The organism is Streptomyces sp. NPDC007808 (genome assembly GCF_042868655.1).
GTDB lineage: Bacteria > Actinomycetota > Actinomycetes > Streptomycetales > Streptomycetaceae > Streptomyces.
Genome location: NZ_JBIAEQ010000011.1, coordinates 248,665 through 263,647 on the forward strand (window position 1 = coordinate 248,665; position 14,983 = coordinate 263,647).

At 70.7% G+C, this 14,983-nt stretch carries 15 protein-coding genes and 3 pseudogenes; 10 read left to right on the forward strand and 8 right to left on the reverse strand.

Translation table 11 applies throughout. The annotated features are described in order from the left end of the window. The first annotated feature begins 82 nt into the window (after positions 1–82). Positions 83–1,303, forward strand: a complete 1,221-nt coding sequence (locus ACFYNL_RS36010; RefSeq protein WP_388811709.1) for an MFS transporter — start codon at positions 83–85, stop codon at positions 1,301–1,303. A gap of 92 nt (positions 1,304–1,395) precedes the next feature. Here the strand turns inward: ACFYNL_RS36010 and ACFYNL_RS36015 are convergent. Next, a pseudogene (locus ACFYNL_RS36015) lies at positions 1,396–1,935 on the reverse strand (Tn3 family transposase); the annotation flags it as partial. A gap of 69 nt (positions 1,936–2,004) precedes the next feature. On the opposite strand from ACFYNL_RS36015, the gene ACFYNL_RS36020 reads away from it, so the two are divergent. From ACFYNL_RS36020 to ACFYNL_RS36035, 4 genes are all read left to right on the forward strand, one after another. Then, positions 2,005–2,742 (forward strand): HAD family hydrolase, encoded by a 738-nt coding sequence (locus ACFYNL_RS36020; RefSeq protein WP_388811399.1) that lies wholly within the window; start codon positions 2,005–2,007, stop codon positions 2,740–2,742. Next, positions 2,739–3,215 (forward strand): GNAT family N-acetyltransferase, encoded by a 477-nt coding sequence (locus ACFYNL_RS36025; protein ID WP_388811401.1) that lies wholly within the window; start codon positions 2,739–2,741, stop codon positions 3,213–3,215. Before ACFYNL_RS36020 ends, ACFYNL_RS36025 begins: the two co-directional genes overlap by 4 nt. A 347-nt stretch (positions 3,216–3,562) precedes the next feature. Continuing rightward, complete coding sequence (locus ACFYNL_RS36030) at positions 3,563–3,757, forward strand: hypothetical protein (RefSeq protein WP_388811404.1); 195 nt, start codon at positions 3,563–3,565, stop codon at positions 3,755–3,757. Between the two features lie 196 nt (positions 3,758–3,953). Continuing rightward, positions 3,954–4,097, forward strand: coding sequence for a hypothetical protein (locus tag ACFYNL_RS36035; protein WP_388811406.1), 144 nt, complete (start codon positions 3,954–3,956; stop codon positions 4,095–4,097). A 4-nt stretch (positions 4,098–4,101) separates the two neighbouring features. Here ACFYNL_RS36035 and ACFYNL_RS36040 read toward each other — a convergent pair whose 3' ends face one another. Beyond that, positions 4,102–4,863: a maleylpyruvate isomerase family mycothiol-dependent enzyme gene (locus ACFYNL_RS36040; RefSeq protein WP_388811408.1), complete on the reverse strand. Its 762-nt coding sequence runs from the start codon at positions 4,861–4,863 to the stop codon at positions 4,102–4,104. 222 nt (positions 4,864–5,085) lie between these two features. Here ACFYNL_RS36040 and ACFYNL_RS36045 point away from each other — a divergent pair. After that, positions 5,086–5,214 (forward strand): annotated as a pseudogene (locus ACFYNL_RS36045) (IS5/IS1182 family transposase); the annotation flags it as partial. Between the two features lie 316 nt (positions 5,215–5,530). Here ACFYNL_RS36045 and ACFYNL_RS36050 read toward each other — a convergent pair. The 5 genes from ACFYNL_RS36050 to ACFYNL_RS36070 all read right to left on the reverse strand — a co-directional run bounded on the left by ACFYNL_RS36050 (position 5,531) and on the right by ACFYNL_RS36070 (position 9,721). Beyond that, positions 5,531–6,466 (reverse strand): sigma-70 family RNA polymerase sigma factor, encoded by a 936-nt coding sequence (locus tag ACFYNL_RS36050; RefSeq protein WP_388811411.1) that lies wholly within the window; start codon positions 6,464–6,466, stop codon positions 5,531–5,533. A gap of 10 nt (positions 6,467–6,476) precedes the next feature. Then, positions 6,477–7,667 carry an NAD(P)/FAD-dependent oxidoreductase gene (locus tag ACFYNL_RS36055; protein ID WP_388811414.1) on the reverse strand — a complete coding sequence of 397 codons (1,191 nt, stop codon included), beginning with the start codon at positions 7,665–7,667 and terminating at the stop codon, positions 6,477–6,479. Positions 7,668–8,110: 443 nt separating this feature from the next. Then, positions 8,111–8,344 carry a hypothetical protein gene (locus tag ACFYNL_RS36060; protein ID WP_388811417.1) on the reverse strand — a complete coding sequence of 78 codons (234 nt, stop codon included), beginning with the start codon at positions 8,342–8,344 and terminating at the stop codon, positions 8,111–8,113. A 78-nt stretch (positions 8,345–8,422) separates the two neighbouring features. Continuing rightward, positions 8,423–8,755, reverse strand: a complete 333-nt coding sequence (locus ACFYNL_RS36065; protein ID WP_388811419.1) for a cupin domain-containing protein — start codon at positions 8,753–8,755, stop codon at positions 8,423–8,425. Between the two features lie 93 nt (positions 8,756–8,848). Beyond that, the gene (locus tag ACFYNL_RS36070) at positions 8,849–9,721 is read right to left on the reverse strand and encodes a universal stress protein (RefSeq protein ID WP_388811422.1); all 873 of its coding nucleotides are present in this window, start codon (positions 9,719–9,721) and stop codon (positions 8,849–8,851) included. A 618-nt stretch (positions 9,722–10,339) separates the two neighbouring features. Between ACFYNL_RS36070 and ACFYNL_RS36075 the strand changes: the two genes are divergently transcribed. The 4 genes and pseudogenes from ACFYNL_RS36075 (at position 10,340) to ACFYNL_RS36090 (ending at position 13,526) form a co-directional block, all read left to right on the forward strand. Beyond that, the gene (locus tag ACFYNL_RS36075; protein ID WP_388811424.1) at positions 10,340–10,903 is read left to right on the forward strand and encodes a hypothetical protein; all 564 of its coding nucleotides are present in this window, start codon (positions 10,340–10,342) and stop codon (positions 10,901–10,903) included. A gap of 389 nt (positions 10,904–11,292) precedes the next feature. Next, positions 11,293–12,198 carry a universal stress protein gene (locus ACFYNL_RS36080; protein ID WP_388811426.1) on the forward strand — a complete coding sequence of 302 codons (906 nt, stop codon included), beginning with the start codon at positions 11,293–11,295 and terminating at the stop codon, positions 12,196–12,198. Between the two features lie 49 nt (positions 12,199–12,247). Beyond that, positions 12,248–13,130 (forward strand): annotated as a pseudogene (locus ACFYNL_RS36085) (universal stress protein). A gap of 171 nt (positions 13,131–13,301) precedes the next feature. After that, positions 13,302–13,526: a hypothetical protein gene (locus tag ACFYNL_RS36090; RefSeq protein ID WP_388811429.1), complete on the forward strand. Its 225-nt coding sequence runs from the start codon at positions 13,302–13,304 to the stop codon at positions 13,524–13,526. Positions 13,527–14,062: 536 nt separating this feature from the next. On the opposite strand, the gene ACFYNL_RS36095 is transcribed toward ACFYNL_RS36090, so the two are convergent. Next, complete coding sequence (locus ACFYNL_RS36095) at positions 14,063–14,788, reverse strand: CBS domain-containing protein (RefSeq protein WP_388811431.1); 726 nt, start codon at positions 14,786–14,788, stop codon at positions 14,063–14,065. Positions 14,789–14,983: the final 195 nt, after the last annotated feature.

Sequence of the window (14,983 nt, forward strand, 5' to 3'; positions counted from 1 at the left end):
CCGTGGAGAGACTGGGGCACTTGCTATAATCGAGAAGTCGGCCTTCGGCGCCCCAAGTTGAGTGCGCGCGAAGGCTTTTTTCATGCCTTCTGACACATCTGCCTCCGGCACACCTCCCACCACCTACCGTGACCTGCTCCGCAACCGTGAATTCGTCGGCCTGTACGCCAGCTTCACACTGACGGTCGCCGCGAGCACCTTGTCGGGCTTCGCGCTCGGCACGCTGGTCAACCAGCAGACCGCGTCCCCGTTCCTGACCGCTGTGAGCATGTACGGCGCCACCTTCGCGACGGTACTCGGTGCGCTGACGCTGATGTCGGTCGCGGACGGAAGCCGTCCTCGCCGGACCCTCGTCGCGCTCCAGTGCGTATCGCTCGTAGGTGTTGCCGCACAGGCGGTTCCAGGGCTGCCGCTCGCCGCCCGGTTCGGTCTGCTCCTTGTACTGGGGTTCTTCCAGTCCCTGGGAACGGGCACACGGATGGGGCTGCTCGCCGAGGTAGTGCCGAACTCCTCATATGCACTGGCACGTTCGCTCATGAACATCACCTCGGGAGGCATGGCCATCCTCGGCTACGCCATCGGCGCCGTACTGCTGCGGTACCTGAGCCCGCAGGAGGTCTTCGCCGTCGCCACCGCCCTGACCGGCGGTGGATTGATCATTGTGGCGGTGACGGTCCGGGAACGCTCGATCCGTCTGACCCGTCGCCCTGGACTGCGCCAGACCTGGACGACGAACATCGAGCTTTTCTCCCACTCCGGCCAACGCACGCTGCTGCTGAACCTGTGGGTCCCCAATGGCCTGATCGTTGGCTGCGAGGCCCTGTTCATCTCCTACGCCCCCCATCACGCCGGCGTTTTCCTGGCCGCCGGATCGGCAGGCATGCTCCTCGGTGACCTTGCCGTCGGGCGGCTGTTCACCGCCGAGCAGCGGCGCCGCTACTCATTCGCCCTGCGACTGCTGCTCGCCGCCCCCTACCTGCTGTTCGCCGTCCACCCGCCCGTACTGGTGGCGACAGCCGCGGTGTTCATCGCCAGTGCCGGCTTCGCTGCCACCCTGCCCCTCCAGGAGCAGCTTCTGGAGCTGACCCCTGATCCGGTCCGGGGCCAGGTCCAGGGAGTTGAGTCCGCCGGCCGTATGACGTGGCAAGGTATCGGAGCCGCGATCGCTGGCGGCATTGCCCAGCACGTCACTTCTGGCACGGCCATCACCTTCGTGGCCGCCGTCTCCATCGCCATCACCGTCCTCTCCCGGCCCTTCGTGGTCCGCGCCCGAGCAGTCCGCGTCCAGGCGGCCAACGCATAGAGTTCCCACAACGGTGCGAGCGGCGGGCGCGGCCAGACGCGCCCGCCGCGTCTCGCTACGCGTCGACAGCGTCCAGGGCACGGAGGGGCCGCAGGCCGCAGGCCGCAGGGCAGGTCGGGAAGCTGGAAGGAGTACCGGCCCAGCACGTTGATGTGGTGGCGCACGAACGGGGAAAGCCGGGCCACGTCCTCGTCGCGGGCCTCGAAGCCGTCCGCGCGCTTGGTTCACGGCGGCGTCCATGTAGCGGGTGTTGAACAGCACGAGCGCGTTCAGGACGAGGCCCAGGGCGCCGCTCTGGTCCTCCATACCGTCCTGGTAGCGCTGGCAGAGCTGCCCGGCCCGGCCGTGAAAGATCTTCCGGGCCAAAGCGTGGCGGCCTTCCTGGAGGTTGGCCTGCACCTTGATCTGCCGCCGGTAGTCGGGCTCGTCGGCCAGGCGCAGGATGTGCAGGGTCTTCGCCATCCGTCCGTAGTGCGCGATCGCGTCACCGAGCGGGGTGGGCCGCCCGTCCCGGGAAAGCATCCGGATGACGTCGTAGGCGCGGACGGCTCCGGTGTGGATGGAGCCGATGATCCGCAGGATGTCCTCCAGTGCCGCTCGATCCGGGCGAGGTCGACTCGGCCGCGGGCAGCGAGAACGTAGCCAGCGTTTGGGAAGTGGCCCTGGCGTCGAAGGCCACGACGTAGTCAGGATCGTGAGTCATGCGTGCAGTTGTGTTCGACATGGATGGGACGCTTCTGGACAGCGTCCCCTCGGTGTCCCGCGCGTACGCCGACGCGATTCGTTCGCTCGGCGGCCCGCCGGTCTCCCCGGAGGAGGTCGTCGCCGGCTGGCATGTCGGGCACACAGAGCTGGTTCTTGCACACTTCCTCGGCCGCACCTGCGGCCCCGCCGAGGTCGAGCGCTTCCACGCCCACCTGGATCCGGCCGTCGCCGAACTGCGGCCGTTCCCTGGCATACCGGCCCTGCTCGACGAAGTCGCCGATGCGGGCCTGCGGCTGGGCGTATTCACGGCGGCCACCCGGCGAGTGGCTTTGAGTATGCTCGCTGCCGCCGGAATCGACGCACGATTCGGCGTGGTCGTCGCAGGCGACGAGGTTGACAGGCCCAAGCCGGCGCCGGACGGGTCGTTGCTGGCATTGCGGCAGCTCGGGGTTCCGGCCGACGCGACCGCCTATGTGGGTGACGCTGAAGTGGACCTCGGCTGTGCCAACGCCGCGGGATCCCTGGGAGTGCACGCAAGGTGGGGTGCACGCGCTGGTGTCTGTGCCGGGACTCACCCGGTCGCGGCGCGTCCGTACGACGTCCTCAGCCTGCTGGCGGCGCCTCGCAGCCGCACGGGCAACGGCACGGCCGGCCAGGGCGACTCTGACAGTGTTCGGCAGATCGGCAGTTCGGCAGACCAGCTGAAGCTCTCGGGTGAGGATGGGCAGTCGTGATCAACATTGGTTCGTTGCGTGAGGAGGATCGCGCCGACTGGGAAGTGCTGGCGCGCGGTTACAAGGCGTTCTACCGCACCGCGGTGCCGGACGAGGGCTACGAGGAGACTTGGCAGCGGCTACAGGGCGGTACCGAGTTCCACGGCATCGGCGCCTGGTCGAAAGGGAAGCTGGTCGGCATCGCGCACTATCTGTTCCACCCGACGTTCTGGATGGAAGACAGCTGCTACCTCCAGGACCTCTTCGTCGACGAGGCGGCACGCGGCCGAGGCGCGGCGCGGATGCTGATCGAGAAAGTGGCCGATGCATCGCGGGAGCGGGGAGCTTCCCGCTTGTACTGGACCACTCAGGAGGACAACACCGCCGCGCGCGCACTGTACGACAAGGTGGCGAGCTTCAAGGGGTTCATACGCTATGACTACCCCATTGGCTTGCGACCTGGGGGAAGTGCCGGCGGGGCCGGTCGGCAGTGACGTGACAAGGGCCGTCCGGGTTAGGTGAGTTGTGAAGCTGACCTGAGCCCTGGCTGAGCCCTTCGATGTCGACCGCTCGACCGTCTAGGCGGCGATCCGGCAGGTCCGCCCGCTGCTCGCGGCGCGCGGCTTCGCGGTGCCCGACCCCGGCTCGGGGTACGACTGCGCACGCTGGCCGACGTCTTCGCCTACGTCGAGGCCGAGGCCGTCGAACTGCGGCTCGACGGAGCCGAGACCCGAGTCAGACGCCCGCAGACGGGCCGCCCCGGACGCCGGGCCTTCGCATCTGGCAAGCAGAAGCAGAACACGAGTCCAAGACCACCACGTTCAGCGACGGACAGGGCCGGATGCTGCTGTCCGGGGTCGTACGGCCCGGCCGAATGCACGACCAGACCGCCGTGCGAACTGAGGGCATCGCCGGGCAGTTCCGGCTCCACCCGTCGGTGAAGTCCCAGGCCGACGCCGGGTATGCCGGGCTGGCCAGGGAGTTCCCCGGCCATGTCACCGTCCCGCCGAAGAAGCCGCAAGGACGACGCGTGTGACGGCGAAGTGCGCACCACGAGCGCCGGCAGTAAGCGAGAGGGTGCCGTGGTGCGCGGCGGTGATGCGGCGGGCGATGGCCGGAGCCGTCGCGTCGCGGGTGCGGGCGTCGTCGCTGGACGTCCGATACGGCGTCGCCGCCGTCAGGGGTGTGGCCTCAGAGCACCTAACAGGATGGCTGGTCATAGCCATATCCCCTTGCTGGCTGAGTCGGAAGTGCTGCGGGAGGCGCTTGAGCCCGAGCCGTACAAGGCCGTACTGATCGTCCGCCGCGCGAAGGCGGAGCTGTTCGCGACGTTCACCGACGTGGACGTCATCGAGGCCGTCCGCCGGCGGTGTTGACGGGCTACTCCTCGGGCTCCCAGGCGATCAGCTGCTCGAACACCTGCTGGTCGCCCTCGATCTTCAGGTCGCTCAGCGTGAGGCGGCCCCAGACGAAGAGGAGCAGTTGCTCGGCCGTGCCCGTGGCCGAAGCGGAGGCGGGCGCGGCGTCGTCCGTGAGGGGTGCGGGCCAGGCGCCGGTGCCGTCCAGCGTGAGGAGCCAGGAGCGGCCCTCGGCAGCGTGGTAGTGGATGGTGGCGGCCTCGTGCGGCCAGGCCGCCGGGGTGGAGTTGCAGGTGTCGAGAAACTCGGCCACGCCGTCGATCGCCACGTCCGCCGGCATGGGCTGCACGGCGCCTGCGGCGAGTTGGGCGTCGTAAGTGTGCACCAGCACCTCGTGCACCCGGCGCCGGGCAACGCCCCAGGCATCCGCCGGCGACACGCCGGCGGCCCACCACGTCCAGCACTCGCGCTCCGGGCCGGCCTCGCGCAGCGCACTCAGCAGCAGCTCGTTCGATTCGGCGTACCAGGCCAGCAGCGCTTCGAGCTCGCGCGGCGCCTCCGCGGCATCCTTGGCCGGCGGAGCAGCGGCCGGGCCCGCGGCGACGATCGCGGCCCACCAGCGCTGGCCCGTACCCAGGTGCTGCACCAGATCGAACAACGTCCACTCGGGGCAGGACGGCACCGGCGCGTCAAGGCTGGGCGCGGCGGCAACCGCACTCCGGAACGCGGCCGACCGCTCGTCGATCAGTTGCAGCAGGGCGGAATACTCAAAAGTCTCTGTCACATCGCTTGGCTATCATCCCAGCTCAGCCGACCGCACCCTGTTTTCCAGGCCGTCAGCTGCGGGAATTGGAGCACCTCATAGAAAGCCTGGTCGTAGCCATATCCCCTTCCTGGCTGGCTGGTTGAACGAGTCAAGGGGAAGGGGAACGGTCCTCCCTGGATGGTGCCGGATGACCTGTGGGTGCGGATCGAGCCGTTGCTGCCGGTGAGGCAGCGGCCGCCCAGAACCGGGCCGAGCCCGGTCGACCGTGCCCGGCCCGGCTCGTAGCACCACGTCATCACCGACGCAGGCGGCACCCCGCTCGCCCTCACCCTGACCGGTGGTAACCGCCACGACATCACCCGGCTGCTGGATCAACGGGTCGGAGAACGTCCAGCGTATTCGTGGTGAGCTTTACCTGTTCTCGGAGGGTTTCGTCGAGGCCGCGGGCAGGCGCTTGGTCAGCGTGGCGTGGTCGGAAATTCGGTCGATCGAGGGCGAGAGGACGCAGTTCGCCATCGGCTCGCTTCCGGCCCCGCGCGCGCCTACAGAGCGGCTTCGCGTTCGGGCAGGGGCCCGCCTCTGACCGTCACGTCTCTGCCCACTGCAGGCCTGTCGCTGTGCAGCGCAGGGGCCGAAGGCGCGCCGTTCTCACTCCGCCCTTGCCGCTGGAGCCCGGTGGCCGCGGTCACCATGCATGGATGACCGGCGCGTCCGGTGCGTGCCGCCGCCAGGCCTCATTCAGGCGCCGGAGCCGGTCCGCGGCGGCGATACCGCGCAGGGACGCGACCTTGCCCTCGCTGACTTCGAACGCCACGGCACCCACGACCCGGTCGTCGACCACGGCGATGACGGCCGGGGAGCCGTTGACCGACGCGATGTACATCGCGGGGGAGCCGCCGGCCAGTCGCCGCTTCGCCGCAGTGGGCTTGAATCCGGCCCGTACGAAGGAAGCGATGCGCTCGCGCGTCTCGTACCGCAGCAGCCGCCTGGCCAGTCCGGCACCGTCGGAGACCAAGGTCGCGTCGGCGGTGAGCAGCGCCACCAGCCGTTCGGTGCGCCCCGACGTGGCGGCTGCGAGGAACTCCTCGACGACCCGGCGCGCGGACGCGGGGTCCACCTCGCCGCCGCGGCGCTCGGCGGCGATCCGGCGTCGGGCCCGGTGGACGTGCTGCTGGCTTGCGGACTCGGTGATGTCGAGGATCTCGGCGATCTCGGCGTGGGGGTACGAGAAGGCCTCGCGCAGGACATAAGCGGCCCGCTCGACCGGGGAGAGACGCTCCATGAGGGTCAGTACGGCCAGGGACACCGATTCGCGCTGCTCGAAGGTATCCGCAGGGCCGAGCATCGGGTCGCCCTCCAGCAGCAGCTCGGGCAGCCAGTCGCCGACGGCGCGCTCGTGACGTGCCTGCGCCGAACGGAGCCGGTCGAGGCAGAGGTTGGTGACGACCTTGGTCAGCCACGCCTCCGGCACCTCGATGCGTTCCCGGTCCGCGGCCTGCCAGCGCAGGAACGTGTCCTGTACGGCGTCCTCGGCGTCGGCGGCCGAGCCGAGCAGACGGTACGCGAGCGAGGCCAGCCGTTCCCGGCCGGCCTCGAATCGATCGATGGCTGCGCTGTCCATACGGAAGACCCTATGCGGCGGCCGTCACACCGGCCCGGTCGGGCACGGTGGCCAGGCGGCGCTTGCGCTTCGGCATACCGAAGGTCGGGTGGGTGATGCTCCACCCGGCCCCCCGGAGGATGCCCGCCTTGAGCCATGAGGCGGTCCGGCCGCCCAGGTACCAGGACTTCGACCGGACGTCCTCGTCCACCATCTGGAAGATCGCGTCCCGCCGCCCGAGGCTGATGTGGTTGCCGTGGTACTTCAGCCCGACGGTCGGGATCTCGCCGCCCGTCAGGCGCGCGATGATCGCGGCGGTCGCCTGCATGTTGGTGTACCCGGCCGAGGCGCAGGACATCGGCAGCGGCCGGCCGTTGTCGCCGATCGCGTAGGCGCAGTCACCGGCGGCGTAGACGTCCGGGTGCGAGACCGAGCGCATGGTGCGGTCGACGACGATCTGGCCCGTCTCGGCGACCTCCAGGCCGCTGGCGGCCGCGATGGGGTGGACGGCGAACCCCGCCGACCACACGGTCACGTCAGCCGGTATGGACCTGCCGTCGGCGGCGACCGTCCGTGTCGGCTCGACGGCTTCGATGCCGGTGTGCTCGTGGACGGTGATACCGAGCCGGTCGAAGGCGCGGCGCAGGTGCTGGCGGGCCTTCGGGGAGAGCCAGGCCCCCAACTCCCCGCGGGCGGCGAGCGCGACCGAGAGGTCGGGCCGGGACTCGGCGAACTCGGTGGCGGTCTCGATCCCGGTCAGCCCCTCACCGACGACCAGCACGGTGCCGCCCGCGCCCAGACCGGCCAGGCGCTCGCGCAGACGCAGCGCCGAGGACCGGCCGGTCACATCGAAGGCGTACTCGGCCACGCCGGGCACGCCATGGTCGGCCACCGAGCTGCCGAGCGTGTAGAGAAGGGTGTCGTACGTGAGCTCGCCGTCACCGTCCTCGCCGGCCACGGCGACTGTCCTGCGCTCCGGGTCGACCTCGGTGACATGCGCCAGGCGCAGCCGCACCCCGGTCCCCGCGAAGACGTCGGCGAGCCTGCGGACCGCGAAGTCCCGGCCGCTCGCGAGCTGGTGGAGCCGCATCCGCTCGACGAAGTCGGGCACCGCGTTGACGACGGTGATCTCGGTGTCGGTGGGCGACAGCCGACGAGCCAGGTTCCCGGCGGCGAAGGCCCCGGCGTATCCGGCGCCGAGTACGACGATGCGATGCTTCATGGCGATGCTCCTGTCTCGTTCGCGTGCCCCTTGAACGAGATGGCGTCCCGATTGCTGACAGGAGCCATGTGTGACGTGGGTCACTGAACTCAGGCGAGTGCCTCGGCCTCTGGCAGTTGCTTGAGCCGCGCCCCTCGAAGTCGGACAGCGCGGTGCGTCCGTCGGGCAGCGCGTCCGTCGGGCAGCCGCGCGGGGGGGCGCCTCGGTGCCGGGACCTCGCCGTGAAGTCGACATGGTGGCGTCGCCTGTGTCTGCGTGCGACTGGCGAAGCGCCGTTATTCGGAAGCTGCAGGGTGGCGATCGCGGTCTGGGAACCGGCCGTGACCACCCATACCGACCACATCGGCGTACCGCGGTTCATCGGGAAACTCCGCACTCCTTCACGGGAGGCCCACTTCCCGGAGGTCGCGTTTCCGCAGCTCAGAGAATCCCGTCGGTTGCCCTCAAAGCTGATGCGAGAAGCGCAGCGAGCCGCCTTCCTCCCGGTAGCGTCCGCGTCCGCGTTTCGCGTAGGGGTTGGGGAGCATGCGGATGTCCATCCGGCCCGGGGTAAGGGCGTTGGTGACCATGAGGAGGCGCCAGCGGTCGTTGCCCGCGTGTTGCTGGGCTGCGCGTACTTCGCTTTCTCCCAGCTCGAAGCGGCCGCTGCCGCCCTGGGTCGCCTTTACTTCGTACATGTAGGGTCGTCGGGCCGAGAGTCCCTGAGGCGGGGACCAAGCTGACCGAGCCGCCCTACTGCTCTGCGGACGCGAGTGTCAGCTGTGTTTGGCGACGGTGAGCAGCACTGCGGCGTCCTCGATCGCCTGCAGGCTGTGGCGGGCCGGGGGGATGGCGATCAGGTCGCCGGTCCGGCCGTCCCAGGCGGTGCCACCGCTGGTGAGCCGGACACGTCCGCGTAGCACCAGAAGGGTTGCCTCGCCGGGGTTCTCGTGCTCGGCGAGGACGGTGCCTGCGGTCAGGGCAAGGACGGTCTGGCGCAGGACGTGCTCGTGGCCGCCGTACACGGTGGTGGCACTGCGTCCGGTGGATGCGGCTGTGGCGCGTTCCAGGTGCTGGCGGGCCAGGGCGTCGAGTGAGAGTTTCTGCATGGTTCGAGTCTCCGTGGATGTGACCGGTGGCGGCGGATGCGCCGTGCCGGCGACTGACCGTGGCCCTGGCGATATCGGCGTTCCGGCCGGACCTCAGTCGTGCGGGATGACGGCCACCGGGGCGGCGGCGTGGTGCAGTATGGCGTGGGTCACCGGGCCGATGTGGGCGCCGAGGGCGTGCCGGTGCACCTTTCGGCCGACGACCACCAGCCCTGCACTGACGGTGGCCTGCAGTACGACCGTGGCCGCGGAGGCGAGGTCGAGCGTCTGGACCACCGGTACGTGCGGGTACTTCTCCCGCCATGGCTTCAGCAGCTCGTACAGATCCCTCGTCACGCGAGCCTCCAGGCCGCCGTCCTCGTCGCTGATGTGCAGGGCTGCCGGGTTGTAGCCGTAGACGGGCGGGAGTTGCCAGGCGTGTACGGCGCGCAAGGTGGCGCCGCGGGCGGCTGCCGCGGCGAACGCGAACTCCAGCAGTGTCTCGGCCGATTCACCCAGGTCCTGGAGGGCTACCGCCACCTCGGCGCGGTCCGCTTCGGCAGTGGTCCGCTCGTTTGCCCGGACCATCACCACTGGGCTCTTGGCCCGAGCGAGGATCTGCTGGCCGACGGATCCGAGTAGGAAGCCGGCGATGGCGCCGTGCCCGCGTGAGCCCAGTACCAGCATCTCCGCTTCCTCGGCCTGGTTCAGCAGGACCGTCACGGCGAGGTCGGAGACCTGTCCGGTGTCGATCGGTAGCTCCGGGTACCGGGCTGCCAGGTCGTCCTTCGCGTTGCGCAGGGTGGCCAGGGCCCACTGCTTCTGGGTCTCCAGACTCTCGCTGACCGGTACGTCGTGCGGTTGCCAGATCCAGGCCTGGACCAGGCGCAGCGGCAGGCCGCGCCGCTGTGCCTCGCGGGCGGCCCAGTCCGCTGCCGCCAGGCTTTCGGCAGAACCGTCCAGACCCACGACGATGGGGCGAAGCATGAGGAGTACCTCCGTCTCCGACAGGGGAGGGCCGCGGGCCTTGCGCCCGGCTCTCGCTTCGAGCGTGCTGGCGGAGCGGCATCGGGCCCAGGGGCCGGTGGTCCCGGGATTCGGTCCTCAGGGCCCTGCAGGCAGAACTCCTGTCCGCGCCCCGCGCCTTACGGTCGGTCGGCGGTGGCCACTGGCAGCGTTTCGGCTGCCTGCCGTGGGGTCGGCTGCGTCCCATGGACCGCAGGCTGGAGGCCAGGCCCCGAAGAAGGTCGGGTGCTCGCCCATCGGGGCTGCGCCTGGCGCCGCGCCTGGTCACCGGGCGACCATCGACGGGTGTGCCGCCAACGTCGCGCGCGTTCGGGCTGGGAGCGACTCCGCGAAAGCCGCGGGTTGTGCTGTGACCATCTTGCGCACACCCGGGGACCGCCGTCCCACGTACGCGACGTCGGGCCGAACGCCCCCGATCGAGAGCTCTCCACCGGCTGCGTGGCCGGGCCGGTCGGCCCTTGGCACGGGCCCGCGCGGCCCTCGGCCCGGTTCACTCCGGTCTGGGACGGTACCTGGGTGTCGTACCGCCCGGAACCGACCGAGGCGGAAACCGGGACTCGGAAAGCAGGGGGCGTGACGATGGGGACCAAGGTGAGGCTGTGGCGCTGGCGGCGCAATCCGCTGCGGCGCCGCTCGGACGCTGCGGAGGCGTGGGTCATCCTGGCGACGGGCCTCGCCATCGCGATCGCCACGCCGGTCACCGGCGCGGCCACGGCGTGGAACGTCCAGGACACGCTGGACCGGCAGCGGCAAGAACTGCGCAGCACCACGGCGGTGCTCACAGCGGACGCACCTGCCGGGCGCGCGTACACCGGCGGTGGAACGGTCCGTGCGGCGGCGCGGTGGGCCGCGCCCGACGGAACCACCCGAACCGGCGACGCGCAGGTGAAGGCGGGCCTCAAGGCCGGTGACCGTGCCACCGTCTGGACCGATGACACGGGAGCCCTCCGCGACGGATCGCTCAGCCCGGCCGAGGTGGAAGCCAGGGCCGGCCTGTCCGGGGTCCTGGCCGCGGGCGGGGCCTGTGCCGTGCTCCTGACCGGCTCCTGGGTCGTCCGACGACGCCTGGACACGCGCCGCGCGGCCGGGTGGGAACGCGAATGGGCCGAGGTCGGCCCGCAGTGGGCCCGCAAGCACGCCTGAACACTGCCGCATCGTGACGGTCCGGGTCCCCGGTCCGCACGGCTCCCTGCCCACGGATCGCCGACCCGACGGCAGCGCACAGCTCCTGGTCCTGGTCCTGGCGAAACGTGACCGTACTGCGCACGATGCGGGCCCACCCGACATCACCGACCGCCTCCAACGAGGCATCGACGAGTTGGAACCACGGCCGACTCGCTGACAGCGGAGACAGTTCGCGGGCCCACGAAAGCGTCTCGCGGTCCCGGTGCCGCGGCGCACGCCGGACCCCCGGCATGGGGCCGATCGGCCCCATGCCGGGGGCCTGTGCGGCCTCTCCAACACACCTTCCCCGGCTGCGAGGCTGTAGCCGGATACTCCATGCGCTCGACCTGCCCCAGGAGGTACGTCCCATGTCCCGCACCGTCACCGTAGGGCTCGACGGCTCGTCCGAGAGCCGGGCCGCCGCCGAGTGGGCGGCCCGTGAAGCGCAGCTGCGCGGATTGCCGCTGAGGCTGGTGAACGTCTGGGAACCGGTGCCGGCGCCCATGGCCCTGGCACCCCTGCTGGGCGCCGAAGCGCAGCAGAAGTGGCCGGAGCGGATCCTGCGCGAGGCGGCCGAGGGACTGCGGCTGCGCCACCCCGGCGTGGAGGTCGTCGGTGAACAGCTCACCGGGCGGCCGGGGGAGGTGCTCCCCGACGCGGCCGAGGAGGCCGAGCTCCTGGTGCTGGGGTCCCGGGGGCTGAGTGGCATCGGCGGGTTCCTGGTCGGCTCGGTCGGCCAGGCCGCCGTCGCGCGCACCGAGCGGCCCGTGGTCCTCGTACGGGCCGGGGAAGCGGCCGCTGACGAGCACGTGATGGACCCGGCAGGCATTCCGTCCGCCGCGACCGGGTACCGGCCCGTCGTTCTCGGGCTCGACACCGGGAATCCCCACGAGGCGTTGATCGAATTCGCGATCGACGCGGCCATGCGTCGCGCCACCACGTTGCAGGTCGTCCACGGCTTCACCCTGCCGCCCTATTTCGCCTACGGGCTGCCCGACGATCCGGAGCTGAACGCCCTGATCGCCGCAGAATGGGCGTCCGCGCTGACCGAGGTCCTGCGTCCCTGGCGACAGAAGTTCCCGTCCCTGGAGATCGTCGAGAGCTCCCGGGCCGGCAAGGCCGCCGACCAACTGGTGGCTGCCTCCCACGACGCCTCCCTGGTCGTGGTCGGGCGCCGGATCCGCCGTTCTCCGTTCGGCGCCCACATCGGCCCCGTCACGCACGCCGTACTGCACCACGCTGCTGCCCCAGTCGCGGTCGTCCCGCACGACTGAGCCGCCCGGCAGAAGAGTACAAGGAAGGGACAGCAAGGGGATGAGGAGCATGGAGTTGCCCCTGACCGTGGGCGTGGACGGCTCCGAGCCGAGCATGCGGGCGGTGGACTGGGCGGCCGACGAGGCCGCCCTGCACGGGGTGCCGCTGCGGCTGGTGTACGCCTCGCTGTGGGAACGGTACGAAGGCGCCGCCCTCGCGGAAGGGTTGGGCAGATCCTCGGAACAGGTGCTGGCCGACAACATCGTCGAGGCCGCCGCGCGCCGCGCCCACCGACGGGCCCCGAACCTGAAGATCACCACAGCGGTCCTGCCCGACGACGCCGTCAGTGCGCTCCTCGACGAGGGCCGCCACGCCTGGGCACTCGTCATCGGATCGCGGGGCCGCAGCGGTGTCGCCGAGCGGCTGCTCGGCTCGGTCAGCCTGGCCGTCGCCGCCCGCGCCCACTGCCCGGTGATCGTGCTGCGCGGCGGCCACGACAACCGACGCACGCCCCGGACCTACCAGCGCATCGTGCTCGGTGTCGGCGAGGAACCGGGAAACACGGCAGCCGTGCGCTTCGCCTTCGCGGAGGCGGCAGCCCGCTACGCCACCCTGCAGACCGTACGGGCCTGGCGCCGCCCCACACACCCGAGCACCGCCCCTGCCCCGCCTGCGGGAGAGCCCGCCCCTCAATCCCGAGCAGCAGGCCGCCGGGACTTTGGAAGCGGCCTTGTCCGACGCGGCGGCCGCCCACCCGTCCGTGCCGGTGCGCCGGCGCACTGTCGAAGGATCCGCCCACCAGGTGCTGCTGGACGCCTCGGCCACCGCCGATCTGCTCGTCGTCGGCGCCCAGCGGCGCCACGGACACGCAGGGCTCCAGCTCGGCCGGGTCGCCCACGCGGCCCTGCACCACTCCTCCTGCCCAGTGGCGGTCGTACCCCAGTGGACTTGACCGGTTCAGGGGCTCGCCGCGTGGCCGGGACGCAGGTCTGCGCGCCCGGACGACAGTGCCGACCGGCACCCGAGTGGGTACCACCCGGCTCAAGTGCCCTGCACAGACGGCGGATTGGCTGAACCTGAACGAACTGACCGATGCGCAGCAGTCCTGGAGGAGGCAAGGCCAGTGCGTACGACACTCACGCCGGAGTTCTACCAGATGTTCGCCGTGCTGTTGGTCGCGGCGATGGCTGTGACATGCGTCGTGGCCGCGGTGGCCGACGAACTGCTCGTGCGGCTGCTGCGCCGCCTGCACACGTGCCGGCAGGCGGCCATCCGCCGTCGTCGTCCCCGTGCCGGCTCCTCGACAGGGTCGCCCGCCCACGCATCGGTGGGCGGGCACTCCCGGTAGCCGCCGAAGCAACTGCCCGCAACTGGGTAGCGGGAGGGGACGCGGTCGGCCCAGCCAGACACACGGGAATCCGTTACGCGTACCGCCGTCAGTCCTGGTGATCCACAACTGGACGGACGGCGGCTGGAAGAAGTACCGGAGAGCACTGGCGGCAGTGGTGATGAGGAGGCCGCGGAAGGCAAGGCCGAAACCCGGAGGACGAGCGGCGGGAGTCCGGAGGGCTCCCGCTCGGTGCCGCAATAACGCCAGAGCAGGCCGTGTGGTCATCTCCCGTATCGGCGGCCATCTGTCGCTTCTCAGCGAGGTCGGTCGCCGCAGATTCCGCTGACCTGGATTGGCTGAGACAGCCGGCACGGCTTTGGGTGCCCAGCTTGCCGGGGACGCCCCGACGACGCTGAGCGAATCCGCCGCGCCAGCCGAATGCGCCTGGCCGAGGTCGGCCTGATCGTCGGCCATCCAGCGCAGCCCGGGCGGTGTGGACTTCGGGGTCTCGACCGGCCCGGCCGGCCCGCCCGGTCACCGAAGCGGCGTCGGGGTCACCGCTGCGGAAGCGCGTAGTGGTCGATCCTGCGTGAGGGGTGCTTCTCGGGTGGGTGAGTGTCGTCGAAGCGGAAGGTGAGGCTGTTCATCACGCCCACGACGCCGTCCACCTTCCAGGTCAGCCGGAGCACCAGCGGGATGTCGCTGCGCTGTTCCAGCCGACCTTCCAGCGTGGCCACGCCGTCGTGGACGGAGACGATGACCGTGTGGGGCGGCAGGGACATGGTGCGGGTGAGGACCTCGTCGATGATCTCCTGGCGAATCTCGTCGTCGGTCCGCAGGAAGACCCGCAGCAGGTCACGGCGGGTGGCGATGCCGATGAGGCGGTCCTCCTCGTCGACCACGGGCAGCCGTTCGACGTGATGACGCTCCATCACCCGGGCCGCGTCCGCGACACCTTGTTCCGGGTGCACTGTGATCGCGGGCGTCGACATCAGCTGCCCGGCGGTGGTGGCACGTGCCTTGGCGGTCGTACGCCGCGTCTTGCGGCGCAGCGCCGGGAGCCGGAAGCCGTGTCCCCGATCCCGTTCGGCTTGCGCCGCCTGCCGGAGGATCAGGTCGGTCTCGGATATCACGCCCACGACCTTGTCGTCGGCGTCCACCACCGGCAGGCCGCTGATCCGATGCCGGCCCAGCAGGCGCGCCACCTCCTTGAACGGCGTCTCCTGGCGGGCGCCGACTACCTCACGGGTCATGACCTCGCCGACCGTGCAGGTCTTCATGGCTGTCCCTCCCTCCTTCACCCCGTCATGTGGAGCGTGACGTGGTCTGCGGCGCGTACGGCACGCACGGGCCTGACGGACACCGCGGGCTGTCCTGGTCCCGCGATGTGCATCGAGGGCCGGGACTCGCGGGTTCGAGCGGCCGGTCCGGCCGTTGCTGTCCCGTTGGACTGTCCCGGGTAACCCGGCCCTCCG

Bases quoted from the DNA above. Each gene is read 5' to 3' on its own strand.
- ACFYNL_RS36030 (WP_388811404.1), top strand. From the start codon at position 3,563: ATGCTGCTGTCCGGGGTCGTACGGCCCGGCCGAATGCACGACCAGACC.
- ACFYNL_RS36075 (WP_388811424.1), top strand. From the start codon at position 10,340: ATGGGGACCAAGGTGAGGCTGTGGCGCTGGCGGCGCAATCCGCTGCGG.
- ACFYNL_RS36050 (WP_388811411.1), bottom strand. From the start codon at position 6,466: ATGGACAGCGCAGCCATCGATCGATTCGAGGCCGGCCGGGAACGGCTG.
- ACFYNL_RS36070 (WP_388811422.1), bottom strand. From the start codon at position 9,721: ATGCTTCGCCCCATCGTCGTGGGTCTGGACGGTTCTGCCGAAAGCCTG.
- ACFYNL_RS36060 (WP_388811417.1), bottom strand. From the start codon at position 8,344: ATGTACGAAGTAAAGGCGACCCAGGGCGGCAGCGGCCGCTTCGAGCTG.
- ACFYNL_RS36010 (WP_388811709.1), top strand. From the start codon at position 83: ATGCCTTCTGACACATCTGCCTCCGGCACACCTCCCACCACCTACCGT.
- ACFYNL_RS36055 (WP_388811414.1), bottom strand. From the start codon at position 7,667: ATGAAGCATCGCATCGTCGTACTCGGCGCCGGATACGCCGGGGCCTTC.
- ACFYNL_RS36095 (WP_388811431.1), bottom strand. From the start codon at position 14,788: ATGAAGACCTGCACGGTCGGCGAGGTCATGACCCGTGAGGTAGTCGGC.
- ACFYNL_RS36020 (WP_388811399.1), top strand. From the start codon at position 2,005: ATGCGTGCAGTTGTGTTCGACATGGATGGGACGCTTCTGGACAGCGTC.
- ACFYNL_RS36065 (WP_388811419.1), bottom strand. From the start codon at position 8,755: ATGCAGAAACTCTCACTCGACGCCCTGGCCCGCCAGCACCTGGAACGC.
- ACFYNL_RS36080 (WP_388811426.1), top strand. From the start codon at position 11,293: ATGTCCCGCACCGTCACCGTAGGGCTCGACGGCTCGTCCGAGAGCCGG.